Source organism: Actinomadura barringtoniae, assembly GCF_017573505.1.
In the GTDB taxonomy this organism is placed as follows: domain Bacteria; phylum Actinomycetota; class Actinomycetes; order Streptosporangiales; family Streptosporangiaceae; genus Spirillospora; species Spirillospora barringtoniae.
The window spans coordinates 422,722-442,238 of record NZ_JAGEOJ010000002.1 but is presented as its reverse complement, the minus strand read 5'-3'; the positions used below and the strand labels follow the sequence as shown (position 1 = coordinate 442,238).

The following is a 19,517-nucleotide window of genomic DNA, read 5'->3' as shown; positions in this document are numbered from 1 at the left end:
ATGAATACTCGGTAGTTTCTGGCAAATGCATCTGGGTCGGAAGCGGGTGACGGCTGCGGTCGTCGCCTCCACGGGGGTCGTCGCGGCGGGAGTCGGGGCGGTTGCGTACGCGTCGGGCGGGGCCACCGCCAAGACCCATGCCGTCGACATGATGGCGAGCGCGGAGATCAGCTCCGCGGACGCCGGTAAGACCGAGCAGTACTGGACCGCGCAGCGGATGTCCAAGGCCACGCCGGTGGACGGCCGCAGCAACACCGTGGGAGTGCGGAGCACGCAGGCGTCGGCTCAGGCCGCGCATGCGACCGCTTACGGCGGCGTGCCGACCGTTGGAGCGGTCTTCTTCAACAACGGGAACGGCGACCACTACTGCAGCGCCAGCGTGGTGAACAGCTACTCCAAGAGGCTGCTCCTGACCGCCGCGCACTGCATCCACGGCGGCAAGGGCGGGCACTACGCCACCAAGGTCGCGTTCGTGCCGCGCTACGACAAGGGCAAGCGGCCGTACGGCACCTGGACGGCCCGCCGCCTGGTCGTGGACCAGCGCTGGCAGCGCAACAGCGACGCCGACCTCGACTTCGGGTTCATCTCCCTCAACTCGCGCAGTGGCCGCAACATCCAGGGCGTCGTCGGCGCCAACAAGCTGGCCATCAACCAGGGCGTGGGCCGCTGGGTGACCGTGACCGGCTACCCGCGCATCGCCTGGGACAAGCGCGACCGCCCGATCTACTGCACGGTGAAGACCAAGCGCCAGTCGCGCTACCAGCTGCGCATGGACTGCACGGGCTTCTTCGGCGGTACGAGCGGGAGCCCCTGGCTGCTGAACGTCAGTTCCAAGACCCACACCGGCTACATCAACGGCGTCATCGGCGGCTACCAGGGCGGCGGCAACTCGCCGAACATCTCCTACACGCCGTACTTCGACAAGGACGTCTACAACATGCGCGCCTGGACCGACAAGCACGCGTAGACGGCACGAGGCGGCTGGACGGCATCAGACGCCGATACATGGCATGAAGAAAGGGACGCCCTCGGGCGTCCCTTTCTTGTTGCTCGGAGCGGGAGCGGCGTGTCAGCCGATCGTCAGGTCGATCGGGTCCACGCCTCGCGGCTGGAAGCCCAGGGTCTGCCCGTAGAAGGCGAGCTCGGACTCCAGGCACTTGATGGTGGTCTGCGCGCGCCGGAAGCCGTGCGACTCGCCCTCGAACGTCAGGTAGGCGTACGGCATCTTCTTCTCGGCCAAGGCGACCGCGAACCGCTCCGACTGGTCGGGCAGCACGATGGGGTCGTCCAGGCCCTGAAGCAATAGTACCGGGCAGGCCGTCTTGTCGGCGTGGTTGAGGGGCGAACGCTCCTCGTACGCGCGCTCGAAGCCGGGCAGGGGCCCGATCAGGCCGAACAGATAGTGCGACTCGAAGTCGTGGGTGCCCGATGCGAAGCTGGCCAGGTCGCTGATGCCGAAGTACGACGTCGCGGCCTTGAAGACCTCGGTCTGGGTGACGGCCGCCAGGGTGGTCCAGCCGCCCGCGCTGCCGCCCCGGATCGCCAGCCGCGCGGGGTCGGCGATGCCGCCGTCCACGAGGGCCTGGGCCGCCGCGATGGCGTCCTCCACGTCCACGACGCCCCACTGGCGGCGCAGCCGTTCCCGGTAGGCGCGCCCATAGCCGGCCGACCCGCCGTAGTTGACGTCCACGACCCCGACGCCCCGGCTGGTGAAGAACGCCCGCTCCAGGCTGAGCACCTTCGACGACCGCCCGGTGGGCCCGCCGTGCACGAAGACCACGTACGGCGGCAGCTCGCCCTCGGGAGCAGTGGCCTCGGGGTTGGACGGCGGGTAGATGTAGGCGTGCACGGGCCGCCCGAACGGTCCCTCCAGCCGCTCGTACCGCGGCTTGGGCAGGTATGCGATGTCAGGCAGTTCGGCGAGCTCCCGCCGCAAACCCTCCACGCGCCCGGTCGTCGTGTCGATCCGTACGACGGAAGGGGGCACGGTGGCGCCGCCCGCTATGCCGACGATGGTGGAACCGTGCGCCGACAGGGCGAGTTGCCAGTCGTCGTAGGGAACCTCCAGGTCGGTCAGCTCCAGCGTCTCCGGGTCATAGATGCCCAGCCGCTGGTCGCCCTCGCCGTGGAGCACCGCGAGGCGGCCGTCCTCCAGGAGCGCGTACGGCATGCCGCCCAGAGTCCACAGCGGCCCGGCGAACTCCTCCTCGGCCGGGTAGAGCGCCTGGGGCGACTCCCCGTACAGGCCCACCTCGTAGATGTTCCACCAGCCGGGCCAGTCCGAGATGACGTAGAGGCCGCTGTCGTCGCGCCAGAGCGGCGCGAGCGCGGATTCGGTGAGCCCGCCCTTGACCGTGCGTGGCGAGACGGCCTTGCCGTTCTCGATGACCGCCACGCGTACCTCGGTGCCGTCCCAGGGCATGCGCGGGTGGCTCCACTGCACCCACGCCAGATGCCCGCCACTCGGCGACGGCGCCGGGCTGGCATAGAAATGCGCTCCCGTGACCAACTCGCGAATGGCAGCAGGGTCGTCGGCCGCGCTCCCGTCCAGCGGAATGGCGACGATGGCCCGGCGGATGCCGTCCGGGGTGTGCCCCTCACAGACGCACCAGATCTCGGACGCGTCAGGGGAGAGCACATAGTCGGCATAACGAAGACCGCCCGGCTCGGCAGGCTCAGGCGTCAGCGGCCGCGGCTTGGGGTCGCCCGGGTCCAACCGGTGCAGCCGCTGGTCCTCGTAGTTGGAGAAGACGATCGCATGGCCGTCCCCGGTGCGGACCGGCAGGTATGACCGCCCGCCGTACTCGTGCACGCGGGTACGGGCGTCCCACGGGGCCTGCAGGAGTTCGGTGCGATGCCCGCCCTGCAAGTGGATGACCGTAGTTCGCCCGCCTTCCTCTGGACGCGTCTCCTGCCACCACACGTCGTTGTTGTGAACGGTGGGGAAGCTGAGGCGCAGCCGGGCGCGGGCGACATCGGCTGCGGAGATGGGGGAGGGCCAGGAGCCGTAGGGAAGCGTCGCACGAGCGGTCATACACGGAATCGTCCCGCATACGGGGATCGGTTGGGGCCATGACGGAGGAGTTGAATTCGGAAAGATACAAGCCGGTCACTGGTGCGGACTCAGGCACCGATCGCGCCCCGGACCCCTGAACGGTCCAAACGGCCGAGCAGGGCTCTGACCTCGCGTACCGCGACCCGGCCCGCCCGGTTCGCACCGATCGTGCTGGCAGAGGGCCCGTACCCGAGCAGGTGGATCCGGGGATCGGCCGCGACCCGCGTGCCGTCCATCGCGATCCCGCCGCCCGGCCCGCGCAGCCGCAGCGGAGCCAAATGATCCAATGCCGCGCGGAACCCGGTCGCCCACAAGATCACATCAAACTCGGCAGACCGTCCGTCCGGCCAGACGACGCCCTCCGGAGTCACCCGTTCGAAGATCGGGAAGCGCCGCAGCACGCCGCTCTCCCGCGCCGCCCGCACCTCGGGCGTGAGCATCAGCCCGGTGGCGCTCACCACGCTGCCCGGCGGCAGTCCGCGCCGCACCCGTTCCGCCACCCGCGCGACCGCGACGCGCCCGTCGAACGGCCCCTCGACCCACACCGGCTCGCGCCGCGTGACCCAGGTGGTGGCCGCCGCGACCGGCGCGATCTCCATCAGCGCCTGAACGCCCGAGGCGCCGCCGCCGACGACGAGCACGCGCTTGCCCGCGAACTCCTGCGGCCCCCGGTAGTCCGCCGTGTGCAGCTGCCGTCCCCCGAACGTCTCCATCCCCTTGTAGCGGGGCCAGAACGGCCGGTCCCAAGTCCCGGTCGCATTGATCAGGGCTCGAGCCGCATAGACGCCCTCAGAGCTCTCCACGACCAACCGCCCGCCGTCGCCCCCGAAACCGCCGTCCCCAAGCCCGCTGCCCCCGGAGCCGCCGCCCTCAAGCCCGCCGCCCTCAAGCCCGCCGCCCTCAAGCCCGCCGCCCTCAAGCCCGCCGCCCCCCGTTGCGTCGGCCTCGCGGACGGAGGTGACGTCGACCGGGCGGTGCACGTCCAGTTCGAACTCGCGCTCGTACCGCGCGAAGTACTCCGACACGACCTCGGAAGCGGGCCGCGACGAGTCGGACTCCTCGAGCGCCATCCCCGGCAGGTCGTTGATCCGGTGCGTCGTGCCCAGCGTCAGCGTCGGCCAGCGGAACTGCCAGGCCCCGCCCGCCCGCGGCGAGTGGTCCAGCATCACGAAGTCCATCTCGTGCCGGCGCAGGAAGTACCCGGCCGAGAGCCCCGCCTGCCCCGCCCCGATCACCACGGTGTCGACTTCGCTGATCACACTCACAGAACCTCCAGGCCGCCCCCGCGATTCCCGACGAGAAGAGGCGCCACCGGAGATCCGGTGGCGCCTCTTCCGCAGGGCGATGGGGGCCTAGATGCCGCCGGTGTCGCCGGTGGTCTGGCCCGTGATGGTCATGCCGGGTGCAGGAGCGGGACCGCCGGCGCCCATGGTCGTGCCCGCGGACTTCTTGCTGCGGCGCGAACGGCGCTCCAGCCAGCTCGCCAGGTAGCCGAGCGCCAGGTTCATCGCGATGTAGATGACCGTGATCACGATGGCCGCCGGGAGCAGGTTGCCGTAGTTGGCCGGGATGATCTTGAAGCCCTCGTTGAGGAGCTCGGTGTAGGCGATGATGTAGCCGAGTGCGGTGTCCTTGTTGAGGACGATGAGCTGGCTCACGATCGCCGGCATCATCGCGGTGGTCGCCTGCGGCACCAGGATCAGCCGCATCACGCCGTTCTTGCGGAGCCCGATCGCGTAGGCCGCCTCGGACTGGCCCTTCGGCAGCGACTGGATGCCCGCCCGGAAGATCTCCGCCAGCACCGAGCCGTTGTAGAGCATCAGGCCGATGACCACGGCCTGGAACGCGGTGACCTGAGGTGCTTCCCGCCCGAGCCCGTCGGCGATGGTCGCCGGGCCGGAGAAGATGAAGAAGATCAGCAGGAGCAGCGGGATCGCCCGGAAGAACTCGATCACGACCGCGCACGGAACGCGGACCCACGCGTGGTCCGACATCCGGCCGAGGCCGAAGACCACGCCGAACAGCAACGCCAGCACGGCGGCGACGGCGCTCGCCTTGAGCGTGTTGCGCAGGCCGGGAAGGATGAAGTCGGTCCAGGTGGAGACCTTGGTGAACGGGCTCCACAGCTTGCCCTCGAACTGGCCGCGGTCGTCGAGGCGGGCGATGACCGCGTACGCGATGGCGAGCAGGACGACGACCGCGACGCCGGTGAGGATGTTGTTGCGCACCCGTGCGCGCGGGCCGGGCGCGTCGAACAGGACCGACGGCTCCTTGCCGATGCGGCGGCGCGGCTTGCGGACGGCGGGCGCGGTGTCGGTGGCGGTGGTCATCGGGCCACCGCCAGCCGCTTGCTCAGGTAGCTGGTCAGCAGACCGGCCGGCAGCGTCAGCACCATGAACCCGAGTGCGAAGCCCAGGAAGATCGGCAAGGTGGCTCCGTAGTCCTCGAACATCTGCTTCATCTGCGCGGCCGCCTCGATGTAGCCGGCGACCAGCACCACGGTCGAGTTCTTGATCATGGCGATCATGACGCTGCCGAGCGGTGCGATCGAGGCGCGGAAGGCCTGCGGCAGGATCACCAGGCGCAGCGACTGGGTGAACGGCAGGCCGATCGCCCGCGCCGCCTCGGCCTGGCCCATCGGCACGGTGTTGATGCCCGCCCGCAGCGACTCGCAGACGAACGCCGAGGTGTAGGCGGAGAAGCCGATGGTCGCCAGCCAGTAGCTGTTCAGCGAGGTCTCGTCGGAGAAATTGATCTTCAGCGTGTCGCTCACGCCCAGGCTGACGAACACCAGGATCAGGGTCAGCGGGGTGTTCCGGAACGTGTTGACGTAGAACGTTCCGGCCGCGCGCAGCACCGGCGTCGGCGACACCCGCATGCCGACCAGGATCGTGCCCCAGATCAGCGACAGCAGGCCGCACATCAACGAGAGCCGGATGGTCGCCCAGAACGCCTCGAGTACCTTGTCGGACTCTTTGGCGAACGGGCTGAAGTCAAGAAGAACGTCCCAGTTCATGCCGCTTCATCCTCTGGCCGGGCGCCGGTGGGAGCGTACGACGACGCTCCCACCGGCACCGAGGCGGTGACGGACAGGTCTCCCGGCACCGCCCCGGCACCGGAAGGAGTCGATTACGCGCAGCCCTGAGCCGGCGGCTGCGTCGGGTCGAACTTCAGGTTCGTCTTGCCGAACCACTTGGTCCACAGCTGCTGGGCCGTGCCGTCCTTGTACATGTCCGTGATGGCCTTGTTGACGGCCTCACAGCCCTTCTTGTCGCCCTTCTTGATGCCGACGCCGTACTTCTCGTCGGTGAAGGGGGCGTTGACGAGCTTCAGGGCGGCGCCCTCGCGCTGGGCGTAGCCGGCCAGGATGGTGGCGTCGGTGGTGACCGCGTCCAGGGTGCCGCTCTTCAGCTTGGTGATGCAGTCCTCGTAGCCCTGCACGGGCACGAGCTTGGCGGCGACCTTGTTGTCCTCGGTGACGCGCTTCCAGGAGTTGGAGCCCTGCACCTGGCAGATCTTCCTGCCCTTGAGGTCCTGGACGGTCTTGATCGAGTTCTCGTTCGCGCGGACCAGCAGGTCCTGGTGCGTGACCACCCACGGGCCGCCGAAGGTGACCTTGGGGAGACGCTCAGGGGTGATCGAGTAGCTCGCCACCACCATGTCGACCGTGCCGTTGGCCAGGAACGACTCGCGGTTGGCCGACTTGGCCTCCTTGTACTCGACCTTCGTCGCGCCGAGCTTCTTGGCGATGTAGGCGGAGACGTCGACGTCGATGCCCTGGAAGCCCTGCGGGGTCTGCAGGCCCATTCCCGGCTGGTCGGCCTTCACGCCGACGACGAGGGTCTTCTTGCCGTCGATGGTGGAGTCCTTCTTGGCGCTACAGCCAGAGACCACCATGGCGCCCGCGGCCACCGCCGCCAGGGCCACCCCGTAAGTACGTACACGCATTGTCGTCCTACCTTTGCTTTTCTGCCGGAGCCCCGACGGCTCAGTGCGTGAGGATCTTGGAGAGGAAGTCCTTGGCGCGATCGGTGCGCGCGTTGGTGAAGAACTCGTCGGGAGTGCTCTCCTCGACGATCTGGCCGTCCGCCATGAAGACGACCTTCTGCGCGGCGCGGCGTGCGAAGCCCATCTCGTGGGTGACCACGATCATGGTCATCCCCTCCTGGGCCAGGCTCGTCATGACGTCGAGCACTTCCTTGACCATCTCCGGGTCGAGCGCCGAGGTGGGCTCGTCGAAGAGCATCACCTTCGGCTTCATCGCCAGCGCCCTGGCGATCGCGGCGCGCTGCTGCTGTCCGCCGGACAGCTGCGCGGGGTACTTCTCGGCCTGATTCGCGATGCCCACGCGGTCGAGCAGCTCCATGGCGTGCTTCTCGGCCTCCTGCTTGCCGACCTTGCGGACCTTGATCGGCCCGAGGGTGACGTTCTGCAGGATCGTCTTGTGGGCGAACAGGTTGAAGGACTGGAACACCATGCCGACGTCCGAACGGAGCCGGGCCAGTTCCTTCCCCTCCTCGGGGAGCTTCTTTCCGTCCACCAGAATGGTGCCGTCGTCGATCGGCTCCAGCCGGTTGATCGACCGGCACAGGGTCGACTTGCCGCCTCCGGACGGCCCGATCACGACGACGACCTCACCCCGCTGAATGGTGAGGTTGATGTCCCTGAGAACATGCAGTTCGCCGAAGTGCTTGTTGACTTTCTCAAGCACCACGAGGGGGCCACCACCGGGCGTGTCCTCGTCGACCGGCGCCTTGTCGATGTCCGTCATGGGCCCGGACTTTACGTCATCATTAGCAATGAGCAACCCTCCCCGGGGTACCGATCCGATCACGAATCCCCACGTGGGCAAGGGGATTCCGTTCTGTTCTCATGGTGACGCTCCGGAAACGGGTGACGCGCACGTCTCAGATGGTGACCGCCTTGTTATCCCTTGGTGATCATCAGGGGTGCGCGTAACGGACGCGCCGGTCGCCTACGCTTGGGGACTGTCATGACTGTGCCCACTCAGCCCGCCCAGAGGCTCACTCAGAAGCCCACGCAGAGCCCCCGCACGTACGAGATCCGTACCTACGGGTGCCAGATGAACGTCCACGACTCCGAGCGCCTGTCCGGGCTGCTGGAATCGGCCGGCTACGTGCGCGCCGGCGACGCCGAGCCCGACGTCGTGGTGTTCAACACCTGTGCCGTACGGGAGAACGCCGACAACCGCCTCTACGGCAACCTCGGCCACCTGCGGCCCGTCAAGGACGGCCATCCCGGGATGCAGATCGCGGTCGGCGGGTGCCTGGCGCAGAAGGACCGGGACACCATCGTCAAGCGCGCCCCCTGGGTGGACGTGGTCTTCGGCACGCACAACATCGGCTCGCTGCCGGTGCTGCTGGAGCGCGCCCGCGTCCAGGAGGAGGCGCAGGTCGAGATCGAAGAGTCCCTGGTGACCTTCCCCTCGATGCTGCCGACGCGCCGCGAGTCGCCGTACGCCGCGTGGGTGTCGATCTCGGTGGGCTGCAACAACACCTGCACGTTCTGCATCGTCCCGGCGCTGCGCGGCAAGGAGAGGGACCGCCGGCCGGGCGAGATCCTCGCCGAGGCGCAGGCGCTGGTCGCCGACGGCGTCCTGGAGATCACCCTGCTCGGGCAGAACGTGAACGCCTACGGCTCGGGCTTCGGCTCGCTCGCGACGGCGCCGGACGAGGTGCGCGAGATGACCGCGGGCGGGCAGTCGGCGTTCGCCGGGCTGCTGCGGGCCTGCGGTGACATCGAGGGCCTGGAGCGGGTCCGCTTCACCTCGCCCCACCCGAAGGACTTCACCGACGACGTGATCGCCGCGATGGCCGAGACGCCGAACGTGACGCACTCCCTGCACATGCCGCTGCAGTCCGGTTCGGACGCCGTGCTGAAGGCGATGCGCCGCTCCTACCGCCAGGAGCGCTACCTGGGGATCATCGACCGGGTGCGGGCCGCGATGCCGGACGCCGCGATCACCACCGACATCATCGTGGGCTTCCCGGGCGAGACCGAGGAGGACTTCGAGCAGACGCTGCACGTGGTCCGCGAGGCCCGGTTCGCCTCGGCGTTCACCTTCCAGTACTCCAAGCGCCCCGGCACGCCCGCCGCGACCATGGACGGCCAGGTGCCCAAGGAGGTCGTGCAGGAGCGGTACGAGCGGCTGGTCGCCCTCCAGGAGGAGATCTCCTGGGCGGAGAACAAGAAGCAGCTCGGCCGCACTCTGGAGGTGCTGGTCGCCGAGGGCGAGGGCCGCAAGGACGGCGCGACGCGGCGCCTGTCGGGCCGCGCGGCCGACAACCGGCTCGTGCACTTCCGCGCGCCCGACGAGCCCGTACGGCCCGGCGACATGGTCACGGTCGAGGTGACGTACGCGGCCCCGCACCACCTGGTCGCCGACAAGCCGTCCGTCGCGGTCCGCCGTACGCGGGCGGGCGACGCCTGGGAGGCGCGGCAGGCGCGGGACGAGGACCCCAAGGGCGTCTCGCTGGGCATGCCGTCCATCGGGCGCCCGGACCGCCCGGAGGCCGCCCCCGCTTCCCAGGGCTGCTCCACCTGCCCATAGCCAGGGTCAGGCGGCCTTGTAGGCGCGGATCCAGTCGACCTGCATCGACTGCGGGAAGCCGGTGAACCACGGGTCGCCGGCGAAGTCGCCGCCGATACCGAGGCTGAGGATCAGGTAGAACGGCGCGTTGAACGCGGAGCCGGCGGTCTTGAACTCGGCGTACGGCTGGTAGTCCACCCACCAGACGATCTTGTCCGGGGTCCAGTCGACGCCGTAGACGTGATAGCCGGCCGACAGCGGCTTGCCCAGGTCGTGCTGGCCGCCGCCGTCGCGCCCTTCGGTGTGCGCGTAGCCCTGGACGAGGTTGGGGAAGCGCCCGACCGCCTCGACGACGTCCACCTCGGCGTATGGCGGCTTGTCGCGCTGCATCCAGAACGTGGGCCACGTGCCGTTCCCCGTGGGGAGCTTGATGCGGGCGGCGAACCGTCCGTACGCCTGCGAGAACTTCCCAGAGGTCTGCACGCGTCCCGAGGTGTACTGGCAGGCGCCGTTCCAGCAGCGATTCCCGGTGTTGTTGACGGTGTGCTGGAACCAGTCCCAGGCGGAGGTCTGTTTCGCCGCGATGACGAGGTTTCCCTTGCCGTCCTGGGAGACGTTCTCCTTCTGGTAGTACTGCAACGCGCGGTGGGACCAGCCGTCGGTCCCGTTGCCGGTGAGCGGAAGCCACTCAGGTGGGATGCCGCCCTTGCCGTTGAACTCCGACGACCAGGACTGCTTCCACGACACGCTCGGGAGCGCCATGGCCGTGGCCTGCTGTGCGTGGGCGGCGTTCGTGCCGATGGCGGTCGATACGAGGGCCGCCGACGCGGCTGCGAGGGCGAGGCGGGCGGATCGGTGCATGGGAGCGTCCCTTGAGCGGCGGCAACGGCCTATGGGGCGAAGATCGTATGTTGGGGTGGCGGGAGGGCATAGTGAGCCCGCTGCTAAATAAGTGAGCGCTGATGCGCTATCTGACACGACGGGGTAGGAGAGCTGCGTGCTGATCTCTGCGGCGGTGTGCCCGCATCCGCCTCTCCTGGTTCCGGAGGTGTCGGGCGGGGCCGCGCCCGAGCTCGACGGGCTGCGCGACGCATGTGATCAGGCCGTACGCGAACTGAGCACCGACACCGACACCGACACCGGCGACACTGTCGTGGACACGTTGATCGTGGTGGGGGGCGGGCCGGAGACGCGGCGGTACGGGCCGGACGCGTACGGCGATCTGCGCCCGTACGGACTGGACCTCACTTTCACCCACCCCAAGGGGACGGTGCGGCGGGAGCGGCTGCCGCTGTCACTGACGATCGGGTGCTGGCTGCTCACGCGGTCGCCGGAGGACGTTCCCCAGGACGTCCGGTACCAGGCGGTGGCGGAGGACGCGGAGCCCGGCGAGTGCCTGCGGCTCGGGCACGAGCTGGCGGGCTCGGCCGAACGGGTGGCCCTGCTGGTCATGGGGGACGCGTCGGCGTGCCGTTCAGAGAAGGCGCCCGGCTACCTGGACGGGCGCGCCGAGCCCTTCGACGCGGGCGTCGCGCGGGCGTTCGGGAATGCCGACGCCGCCTCGCTGGCCGAACTGGACCCCGGGCTGTGCCGGGATCTGGTGGTGGCCGGACGGGCGGCGTGGCAGGTCCTCGCCGGCGCGGCGGGCGGGGACCGTTTCGGTGCGCGCCTGCTGGCGGACGAGGCTCCGTACGGTGTCGGCTACCTCGCGGCGAGCTGGCGGCGATCCGGGTGAGTTACTGGGCGGACTGTCCGCCGTCGCTCTTCGGCTTGGCGCCCTCGATGAAATCCTTGGCCTTGTCCTGCGCCATGTCGACCTTGTCGGCGTACTTGCCACCGGTCTTGTCGTCGACCATGTCGCCGGCCTTGTCGACGGCGTCCTTGGCCTTGTCGGCGTGGCCGCCGAACATTTCCTTAACCTTGTCGACGATGGACATATGGACCCCCCGATCCCTCGTCCGAATGGCGCCGATCGGATCCCGTCCGACGCCCCTGCATTCGGATCTATACCCAAACTGTGGCCAGAATTAAGCCTGTGACCTCACCAAACGTGCTCGCGGTGATCGGCCCGACCGCCGCCGGCAAGTCCGATCTGGCCGTCGAGCTCGCCCTGCGGCTCGGCGGCGAGGCGGTCAACGCCGACTCCATGCAGTTCTACCGGGGCATGGACATCGGCACCGCCAAGCTCTCCTTGGCCGAGATGCGGGGCGTTCCGCACCATCTCTTGGACATGTGGGACGTGACGGTCACCGCGACGGTGGCGGAGTTCCAGCGGCTGAGCGCCGGGGCGATCGACGAGATCCATGGGCGCGGGCGGATCCCCGTGCTGGTGGGCGGTTCCGGGCTCTACGTACGGGCCGCGCTCGACCATCTGGAGTTCCCGGGGACCGATCCGGCCGTGCGGGCGCGGCTGGAAGAGGAGCTGGCGGCCGAGGGGACCGGCGTTCTGTACGAGCGCCTGAAGCGGCAGGACCCCAAGGCGGCGGACGCGATCCTGCCCAGCAACGGGCGGCGGATCGTGCGGGCGCTGGAGGTCATCGAGATCACCGGGCGGCCGTTCACCGCGACCATGCCCGAGCGCCGCTACCGCTACGACGCCGCGCAGATCGGCCTGACCGTGCCGCGGCCCGAGCTGGACGAGCGGATCACCCTGCGGGTCGACCGGATGTGGGACGCCGGGCTCGTGGACGAGGTCCGAAAACTCGAGGGGGAGGGCCTGCGGGACGGCCTGACCGCCGGACGCGCCCTCGGCTACGCGCAGGTGCTGCGGTTCCTGGCGGGGGAGTGGACCGAGGAGCAGGCCAAGGAGGAGACCGTACGGGCCACCCGGCGGTTCGCGCGGCGGCAGGAGTCGTGGTTCCGGCGCGATCCGCGCGTGCACTGGCTGCCGTACGACGCGCCCGACCTGGCGGACCGCGCGCTGGAGGCCGTCGAACGGTCTGGCCGCTGAGGCCATACGATCGTTGGCATGCGGTTTCTCAAGGGTCACGGGACCGAGAACGACTTTGTGATCTTGCCCGATCCGGACGGGGCGCTGGACCTCACGGCGGAGACGGTCGCGCGGATCTGCGACCGGCGGGCGGGGATCGGCGCGGACGGCGTCCTGCGGGTCGTACGGACCAAGGCGGCCGGGGAACCGGCCGTGGAGGCCCTCGCGGGCGAGGCCGAGTGGTTCATGGACTACCGCAACGCCGACGGGTCGATCGCCGAGATGTGCGGCAACGGCACCCGGGTCTTCGCGCGCTACCTGGTCGAGGCCGGTCTGGCCTCGCCGGGGGAATGGGGCCTGGCCACGCGTGCCGGGGTACGCGGCATCTCACTCGGCGCCACGGGCGACGTGAGCGTGGACATGGGCCCGCCGCGCCTGCTGGGGGCCGGAGAGGCCTCCGTGGCAGGGCAGGCCTATCAGGGCAGGCACGTCTCCATGGGCAACCCGCATCTGGCTTGCCGCATCGACGAACCCGTCGCCGTCCTGGACCTGTGCCGCGCGCCGTCCTTCGACCCCGCCGCGTTCCCTGAGGGCGTGAACGTCGAGTTCTACCGGCCCGTGGGCGACCACCACGTGGAGATGCGCGTGTACGAGAGGGGCTCGGGAGAGACCCGTTCATGCGGCACCGGAACCGTGGCCGTCGCGGTGGCCGCGGCCGTGGGGTCGGCCGAGCCGTACGACGCGTACGCCATGGCCGGGGGGAAGCTGCCGCGGGGCGAGTGGTCCGTGGACATCCCCGGCGGCCGCGTGACCGTCACCCTCGACGGCCGGACCAGCCACCTGAAGGGCCCCGCCGTCATCGTCGCCGAAGGCGAGCTCCGCGCCGACTGGCTGGCCGCCCCCACCACCCGCTAGGACCCGTGACGCCCTTTCTGTCGGAGGTTATGATCGTTTGGTGGCGTTCTCGCAGGACAGGGGGCGCTGGCGGGATTTGGTCCGATCGTCCCGGAAGGTTCGGGACGTTTGTCCCTCATCGCCGGGACCCCGAACGGCATAACTTCGAACTTGCACACCTCCTGGTGGAAAGGCCCGCGCGGTCCGGGATGGGAGCCCCGGAGCCGAGGCGGAGCCCGAGGGCCGGTGGCGACCTTCTTGGCGGGGGGCGGTCACCGGCCCTCAACCATGTGGTGGCAATGCCGACCACATGGATGAGGGCCTGGCCTTCCCAGGAGGTGCGTACCTCTCCGCCGTGATCCCGCGTCCGCTGTAACACCCCTTGCGGGATCACGGCGGGATGGGGAGGCGGGCGCGGACCATCGTTCCGCCGCCCGGGCCCGGGCCCACCGAGCAGGAGCCGCCGAGTTCGGCCGCTCGTTCGCGCATCGAGGACATGCCGATCCCGGACCTGGCGTCGGGGGAGAGCCCCACGCCGTCGTCGCCCACGCTGACGTGCAGGTCGCCGTTCAGGTTGAGGCGGACCTCCACCTCGCGCGCCCTGGCGTGCCTGTGCACGTTGGTGAGGGCCTCCTGGACGATGCGGTACGCGGCGACCTCGGCGGCGGCGGGCAGGCACGACAGGTCGCCCTCGACCTGGACCGCCACGTTCGGGCCGTCCTCGGTGGACACGACCAGGCCGAGCGCCTGGATGGCCCCGGCGAGGCCCAGGTCGTCCAGCGCCGGCGGACGCAGGTCGTAGACCAGGTCGCGGACGTCGCCCATCGTCTGGCCCATCGTGGTGCGCAGCTCCTCCAGGAGCTTGTCGACCTCGTCCGGATCGCGCTTCAGCGTGAGGCGCGCGGTGTCCAGGGCGAGGGCGAAGCTGGCCAGCGTCGGGCCGAGGCCGTCGTGCAGGTCGCGGCGCAGGCGGCGCCGCTCCTCCTCACGGGTGCGCAGGATACGTTCCCGGGACCGCTGTACGTCGGCGGCGAGGCGGGCGGCGCTGGCGAGCTCGGCCAGGTTGCGCGCCAGGATCGTGGCGAGCCGCAGGTCGGGCTCGCGCCGCTGCGAGAACAGCAGCCGCCCGACGGGCTCGCCGTGCCAGGTCAGCGCGATGATCTCCGGGTCGTCGCCCATGACGCCGTCCTCGGCGCTGGCCGCCCGGCCGTCGCGGTCCAGCACCTCGATCACGACGCCCTCGGCGTGCAGCGCCTCCCGTACCGCCTCGGCGGCGACCGACAGCGCGGCGGCGGGGTTCGGGGAGGCCTGCAGCCGCAGGCTGAGCCGGTCGGCGATCCGGTACGGGTCGCGCTCGCCGTGCAGAACGTGGTCCACGCCGCGCTGCAGGCGCCGCCGCGCGGGCTCGAAGACCGCGCCCGCGGCGAGCGCCCCCGCCAGTCCGGCCAGCGGACCGCGGTCGGCGACCAGCAGGCTCGTGGTGCCGACGAGCGCGAAGTAGACGCCGGTCATGATGACGCCGACGCCGGCGTAGACCAGCGTCCGGTTGATCACCAGGTCGATGTCGTACAGCCGGAACCGGGTGATCGCGATCGCGATGCAGATCGGGATCGCGGCGATCGTGATGTTGCGCAGCGGGTCGCCGATCGGGGTGACCTCACCGACCCAGATGATCGCCTGCGCGATGATCCCGGGGTAGATCACCCACGCGATCTGCCGCTTGACGTCCGGCGGCGCCTGCACGAACCGCACGATCACCGACACCATGCTCAGCACCAGCGTGCCGAGGATCGTCGCGCTGATCGGCCACGGGACGTCCTGGAGCGGGTAGACCGACACGCCGTTATGGAAGCGGCGTGCGCCCGGGTCGATCGTCAGGTGCACCGCGACGATCAGCGGCACCGCGCAGGCCAGCCACAGCACCGGCCGGAACCGGCGCGAGACCAGCTTCCCGTCCGGGAAGATCAGCGGCAGCACCAGGGTGAGGGCGAACGTGTCGATCGCCCAGAGCCAGTGGCTCAGCCAGGTGACCAGGTCCGCCCCTGTCCAGTCGTGGTGTTCGAGCCACGGGCCGAGGTTGAGGGTGAGGGTGTAGATCGCCGCGCTGAAGCCCGCCACCAGCATCAGCCAGCCGACCCGCAGGCCGGGGCGATGACGGAGCAGGAACGCGGCCACGGGTGTCCAGAACAGGGCGATGACTATCTCCGGGTGCCACCAGACCATCCGTTCGCTCGCCGGGACCCACAGCCCCAGCACGAGGGACGCGGACACGACCAGGACCGCCGCCACGGCGAGCGCTATCGCTCCCCGGGCCGCGGTCCTTCGGTCGTGCCTGACGGTGACCATGCGCGCTCCCCGAGTCAAAAGTAATGGAATGGTAAAGCGTTGTGGTCATGTCCTGATGACGCAGGGGCGACCGCCTCAGGACAGTGGGACTTCATTCTGCCGAGAGTTGCCCTGTCTTACGTCCCGTGCAAGTGCCCGAACGCGTCGAAACGGGTCGTTATGGAGCCGTTGTGGCGGCGGTGGGCCGTGTGCGGGGCAGACTCGGCGTCCCGCCGCGGCGTTGAACGTCCGAATCCCCGGTAGCGGCACGGTGAGATCCGTTGCTCCGCGCGTCCGCGTACGCACGCCTCGTGCTGCCCGTCAGGCCCGTTCACCACGCCGGCCTGCGGAGAGATGCCAGACCGCCCCGCGCGGAGGGCGGGGCGGTCTGGGGTGCACGGAGGGAATTAGGGTCACCCGCGGCGGGGTGTGGCCGGTGGGATGTACGGGCCTGGTGGGGCTCCTGGATCAGGTGGGACTCGTTGAGATCGCCCAGCTCAGGAGATCGGCCCAGATCGGCTGGGATCAGGCGGGATCAAGCGGGATCAGGCGGGATCGGGTGCGAGGGCCGTCGACGAGGCGAGCGCGCGCAGGCCACGGCGGAACTCCTCCGGCGTGATGTCACCTACAAGCAAGTATTGGATAACGAAACCGGGGAGCATGCCGAACAGGGCCTTGCCCGCCGCCCGGCAGTCGGTGTCCGCCGGGACCATGCCCGCGTCGCGCAGCCGTTCGACGTAGATGACCCAGAGCTCGCGGAAGCCGGTCATGCGTTCGCGCACGTAGTCGCCGAACTCCTCGTTGTAGAGGGCGAGGGCCCAGGCCTGCGGGGCCAGGCGCATGGTGGCGCCCAGGCCGTCGGTCATGGAGGTGATCCTGCTCGTGAGGCGCCCCACGGCGTCGTCCAGGGGCGGGACCGGGTCTTCGGCGAGGACGTCGGCCACGTATACGGCCAGACCGCCGATGGCGTCGGAGGCCAGGGCCTGGATAATCTCGGTCTTGCTCTTGAAGTAGCGATAGACGGCCCCCGCGGACATCCCGGACTCGGCGAAGATGTCCTGCATGGACGTCTCGTGGAAGCCCTTGCGGACGAAACAGGTCCGCGCGGCGTCCAGGATCTGGGTCCTGCGCCGTTCGAGGTGCTCCTCGCTGACTCTTGGCATGCCCTCAATGTAAAACGAATGTTCGTTCTTGACAAACGGACGCGCCGGGGAGACGCTTGCCCCATCAAAGAGAACGAACATTCGTTTTGACTGTGGGAAGGGAGCAGGCCATGAACGACACCGGATCCCGGCGCTGGCTGGCGCTGGTCTTCATCGGGCTCGCCCAGCTGATGATCGTCCTGGACATCACCATCGTGAACATCGCCCTGCCGTCGCTGCAGAGCGACCTGGACATCTCCGACGCCAACCGGCAGTGGGTCATCACCGGATACACGCTGGCGTTCGGCGGCCTGCTGTTCCTGGGCGGCCGGATCGCCGACTACACCGGCCGCAAACGGGCCTTCCTCGTCTCCCTCGTGGGCTTCGCCGGGGCGTCGGCCCTGGGCGGCGCCGCCGGGTCGTTCGAGCTGCTGCTGGCGGCACGCGTGCTGCAGGGCATGTTCGGCGCGCTGCTGGCGCCGTCCGCGCTGTCCCTGATCGCGGTCACCTTCACCGAGGCGCGCGAACGCGCCAAGGCGTTCGGCATCTTCGGCGGCATCGCGGCCGGCGGCGGCGCGATCGGCCTGCTCATCGGCGGGCTGCTGACCGAGTACCTGGACTGGCGCTGGTGCCTGTACGTGAACATCCCGGTCGCCCTGATCGCCGCCGTCGGCGGGTACGCGTTGCTGAACGGCGACCGCCCCGAGGGCCGGGCACGGTTCGACGTCCCCGGCACGCTGCTGGTCAGCGGCGGCCTGGTGGCCATCGTGTACGGGTGCAGCAGGGCCGAGGAGGACGGCTGGAGCTCGGCGGCGGTCCTGGGCCTCCTCATCGGCGGCGCGGTGCTCCTGGCGGCGTTCCTGGCCGTGGAGAGCCGGGTCTCCCAGCCGCTGCTGCCCCTGCGTGTCCTGCGGAACCGGACCCGAGGCGGCGCCTACCTCGCGGTGGCGCTCGCGGTGATCGGGATGTTCGGCGCGTTCCTGTTCGTCACCTACTACCTGCAGGTCGTCAAGGGATACTCGCCCGTCAAGACCGGCGTCGCCTTCCTGCCGATGATGACCGCCGTGCTCGTCGGCGCGGGCGGGATCTCCGCCCGGCTGCTGCCCAAGGTGCCGCCGCGCGCGCTGATCGTCCCGGGCATGCTCATCGCGGCCTGCGGGATGGTGTGGATGACCACGCTGGAGGTCGGCAGCGGCTACGCCGAGGGCGTCATGACCGCGCAGATCCTGCTCGGCTTCGGGATGGGCCTGATCATGCCGGTGGCGGTCAACTACGCGACCCACGGCGTGGCGCCCGAGGACGCCGGCGTGGCCTCGGCGAGCGTCAACACCGCCCAGCAGGTCGGCGGCTCGATCGGCACCGCGCTGCTCAACACCCTCGCCACCAGCGCCACCGCCGACTACCTGGCCTCGCACCCGCACAGCCCGGCGTTCGCCAAGGCGGGCATGGTCGAGGGCTTCACGTCCGCGAGCGCCTGGGCGGCCGGCATCATCGCCGTGGGCGCGGTCATCGTGGGCATCGTCATGAACACCCCTCGCCCGTCGCATGCTCGCGCGGACGACTCCATCCCCGCCCCGGCCCAGGTCGCATGACGGCAGGGCTTGCGGGACCTGTCTGGAACGGGACCTGTCTGGAAACGCTGAACGGCCGGGCAATCGCCCGGCCGTTCAGCTGTGCGGCTTGGGTGGAGCTAGGAATTGGGGAAGTTGAGCTCGATGCCCTTGCGGTCGCTGGTGAAGCGAGCGTCCCAGATGTAGAGCTTGACGGCGTCGGTCTTCAGACCGTCCTTCACCGGCAGGTCGGTGGCGATGCGCACCAGGTAGGACGCCCCGGCGGGGATCATCGCGTCCCCGTTGTCGGAGATGGGCGGCTTGGAGTTGTTCAGCCGGGCCGTGACCTTGCTGTGGTTGGGCAGGGTGCACATGTCGTCCGGTACGCCCGGCTGGGGCATACACCGGTCGCGCTCGTCGGCCGGGACCTCGGAACGCGGGAGGAACAGGTCCGCCGGGTAGTCCAGCAGGACCGGCCTCTTCTGGGTGTTGGTGAGGACGTAGTCGGCGTAGGCGTAGGTCGAGCCCGACGGGGCCGGGCTGCTGGTCGGGAGGGGGCGGGCGTCGGTGCCCGACTTGGCGGCGGCGAGGCCGTAGCCGTAGCCCTCTGGGGTGGTGACGTTCAGGGTCGGCCCGGCGTCCGGGGACGGCGCGCTCCCGGCGGCCCCGTCGCCCTGGCTCGCCAGGGTCGGCGTGGCCGCCTTGCCGTCGCTCGCGTCGGGGCGGAGCATCACGATGCCGACCGCCACCGCGGCGATTCCCACGGCGCCGGTGAGGGCGCCGGCCAGGCCGAGCTTTCCGGCGCTGCTCTTCTTGCGCCTGCGGTGTGAACGGTAGCTGTTGGACATGGTCTCCGTGCTCCCTCAGGCTCTCCAGCACAGTCCTAGGGTCGATGTCCCCGGGCTCAGGCCTCCGGGACGCCTGACGAAGCACAACGCCGTGCTACCCACTCAGTAAGCGTCTCCTGTCCCAGGGAGGGTCACGATACAGGACGATCGAAATGATCGTGACAATGCGTCGCCTTGTGGGATATAGGCGGAAATAGCAGGTCAGCGCGCTACGGTTCGCGGTC

17 protein-coding genes are annotated in these 19,517 nt (G+C 69.7%); 6 read left to right on the top strand and 11 right to left on the bottom strand.

Going from position 1 to position 19,517, the window contains the following annotated elements; all coding sequences use genetic code 11:
- The first annotated feature begins 25 nt into the window (after positions 1 to 25).
- A complete protein-coding gene (locus J4573_RS05870) occupies positions 26 to 967 on the top strand; it encodes a trypsin-like serine peptidase (protein WP_208254199.1) in 942 nt (313 codons plus the stop codon).
- Positions 968 to 1,069: 102 nt separating this feature from the next.
- On the opposite strand, the gene J4573_RS05865 is transcribed toward J4573_RS05870, so the two are convergent.
- The 6 genes from J4573_RS05865 to J4573_RS05840 all read right to left on the bottom strand — a co-directional run bounded on the left by J4573_RS05865 (position 1,070) and on the right by J4573_RS05840 (position 7,826).
- The gene (locus J4573_RS05865; protein WP_208254198.1) at positions 1,070 to 3,034 is read right to left on the bottom strand and encodes a prolyl oligopeptidase family serine peptidase; all 1,965 of its coding nucleotides are present in this window, start codon (positions 3,032 to 3,034) and stop codon (positions 1,070 to 1,072) included.
- Between the two features lie 89 nt (positions 3,035 to 3,123).
- On the bottom strand, positions 3,124 to 4,314 hold the full coding sequence (locus J4573_RS05860; RefSeq protein ID WP_208254197.1) for an NAD(P)-binding domain-containing protein: 1,191 nt from the start codon (positions 4,312 to 4,314) through the stop codon (positions 3,124 to 3,126).
- 93 nt (positions 4,315 to 4,407) lie between these two features.
- The gene (locus tag J4573_RS05855) at positions 4,408 to 5,385 is read right to left on the bottom strand and encodes an amino acid ABC transporter permease (RefSeq protein WP_208254196.1); all 978 of its coding nucleotides are present in this window, start codon (positions 5,383 to 5,385) and stop codon (positions 4,408 to 4,410) included.
- Positions 5,382 to 6,071, bottom strand: coding sequence for an amino acid ABC transporter permease (locus J4573_RS05850; RefSeq protein ID WP_208254195.1), 690 nt, complete (start codon positions 6,069 to 6,071; stop codon positions 5,382 to 5,384). The genes J4573_RS05855 and J4573_RS05850 overlap by 4 nt, the downstream gene beginning before the upstream one ends.
- Before the next feature lie 113 nt (positions 6,072 to 6,184).
- Positions 6,185 to 7,003 (bottom strand): glutamate ABC transporter substrate-binding protein, encoded by an 819-nt coding sequence (locus J4573_RS05845; RefSeq protein ID WP_208254194.1) that lies wholly within the window; start codon positions 7,001 to 7,003, stop codon positions 6,185 to 6,187.
- Between the two features lie 40 nt (positions 7,004 to 7,043).
- On the bottom strand, positions 7,044 to 7,826 hold the full coding sequence (locus J4573_RS05840; protein ID WP_208254193.1) for an amino acid ABC transporter ATP-binding protein: 783 nt from the start codon (positions 7,824 to 7,826) through the stop codon (positions 7,044 to 7,046).
- Positions 7,827 to 8,048: 222 nt separating this feature from the next.
- On the opposite strand from J4573_RS05840, the gene miaB reads away from it, so the two are divergent.
- Positions 8,049 to 9,626, top strand: a complete 1,578-nt coding sequence (gene miaB / locus J4573_RS05835; RefSeq protein WP_208254192.1) for a tRNA (N6-isopentenyl adenosine(37)-C2)-methylthiotransferase MiaB — start codon at positions 8,049 to 8,051, stop codon at positions 9,624 to 9,626.
- A gap of 6 nt (positions 9,627 to 9,632) precedes the next feature.
- Here miaB and J4573_RS05830 read toward each other — a convergent pair whose 3' ends face one another.
- Entirely contained in the window at positions 9,633 to 10,466 is an 834-nt protein-coding gene (locus tag J4573_RS05830; protein WP_208254191.1) for a glycoside hydrolase family 16 protein, read from the bottom strand.
- A 136-nt stretch (positions 10,467 to 10,602) separates the two neighbouring features.
- On the opposite strand from J4573_RS05830, the gene J4573_RS05825 reads away from it, so the two are divergent.
- Positions 10,603 to 11,340 carry a class III extradiol dioxygenase subunit B-like domain-containing protein gene (locus J4573_RS05825; protein WP_208254190.1) on the top strand — a complete coding sequence of 246 codons (738 nt, stop codon included), beginning with the start codon at positions 10,603 to 10,605 and terminating at the stop codon, positions 11,338 to 11,340.
- Position 11,341: 1 nt separating this feature from the next.
- Here J4573_RS05825 and J4573_RS05820 read toward each other — a convergent pair whose 3' ends face one another.
- Positions 11,342 to 11,542 carry an antitoxin gene (locus tag J4573_RS05820; RefSeq protein ID WP_208254189.1) on the bottom strand — a complete coding sequence of 67 codons (201 nt, stop codon included), beginning with the start codon at positions 11,540 to 11,542 and terminating at the stop codon, positions 11,342 to 11,344.
- A gap of 113 nt (positions 11,543 to 11,655) precedes the next feature.
- Here J4573_RS05820 and miaA point away from each other — a divergent pair, with 113 nt between their 5' ends.
- A complete protein-coding gene (gene miaA, locus J4573_RS05815) occupies positions 11,656 to 12,555 on the top strand; it encodes a tRNA (adenosine(37)-N6)-dimethylallyltransferase MiaA (RefSeq protein WP_208254452.1) in 900 nt (299 codons plus the stop codon).
- Between the two features lie 18 nt (positions 12,556 to 12,573).
- Complete coding sequence (gene dapF / locus J4573_RS05810; protein ID WP_208254188.1) at positions 12,574 to 13,449, top strand: diaminopimelate epimerase; 876 nt, start codon at positions 12,574 to 12,576, stop codon at positions 13,447 to 13,449.
- A gap of 369 nt (positions 13,450 to 13,818) precedes the next feature.
- On the opposite strand, the gene J4573_RS05805 is transcribed toward dapF, so the two are convergent.
- Positions 13,819 to 15,774 carry a sensor histidine kinase gene (locus J4573_RS05805; protein WP_208254187.1) on the bottom strand — a complete coding sequence of 652 codons (1,956 nt, stop codon included), beginning with the start codon at positions 15,772 to 15,774 and terminating at the stop codon, positions 13,819 to 13,821.
- A 524-nt stretch (positions 15,775 to 16,298) separates the two neighbouring features.
- Positions 16,299 to 16,916: a TetR/AcrR family transcriptional regulator gene (locus J4573_RS05800; protein WP_208254186.1), complete on the bottom strand. Its 618-nt coding sequence runs from the start codon at positions 16,914 to 16,916 to the stop codon at positions 16,299 to 16,301.
- A gap of 110 nt (positions 16,917 to 17,026) precedes the next feature.
- Between J4573_RS05800 and J4573_RS05795 the strand changes: the two genes are divergently transcribed.
- Positions 17,027 to 18,487: a DHA2 family efflux MFS transporter permease subunit gene (locus J4573_RS05795; RefSeq protein WP_208254185.1), complete on the top strand. Its 1,461-nt coding sequence runs from the start codon at positions 17,027 to 17,029 to the stop codon at positions 18,485 to 18,487.
- 98 nt (positions 18,488 to 18,585) lie between these two features.
- On the opposite strand, the gene J4573_RS05790 is transcribed toward J4573_RS05795, so the two are convergent.
- On the bottom strand, positions 18,586 to 19,293 hold the full coding sequence (locus J4573_RS05790) for a hypothetical protein (protein WP_208254184.1): 708 nt from the start codon (positions 19,291 to 19,293) through the stop codon (positions 18,586 to 18,588).
- Positions 19,294 to 19,517: the final 224 nt, after the last annotated feature.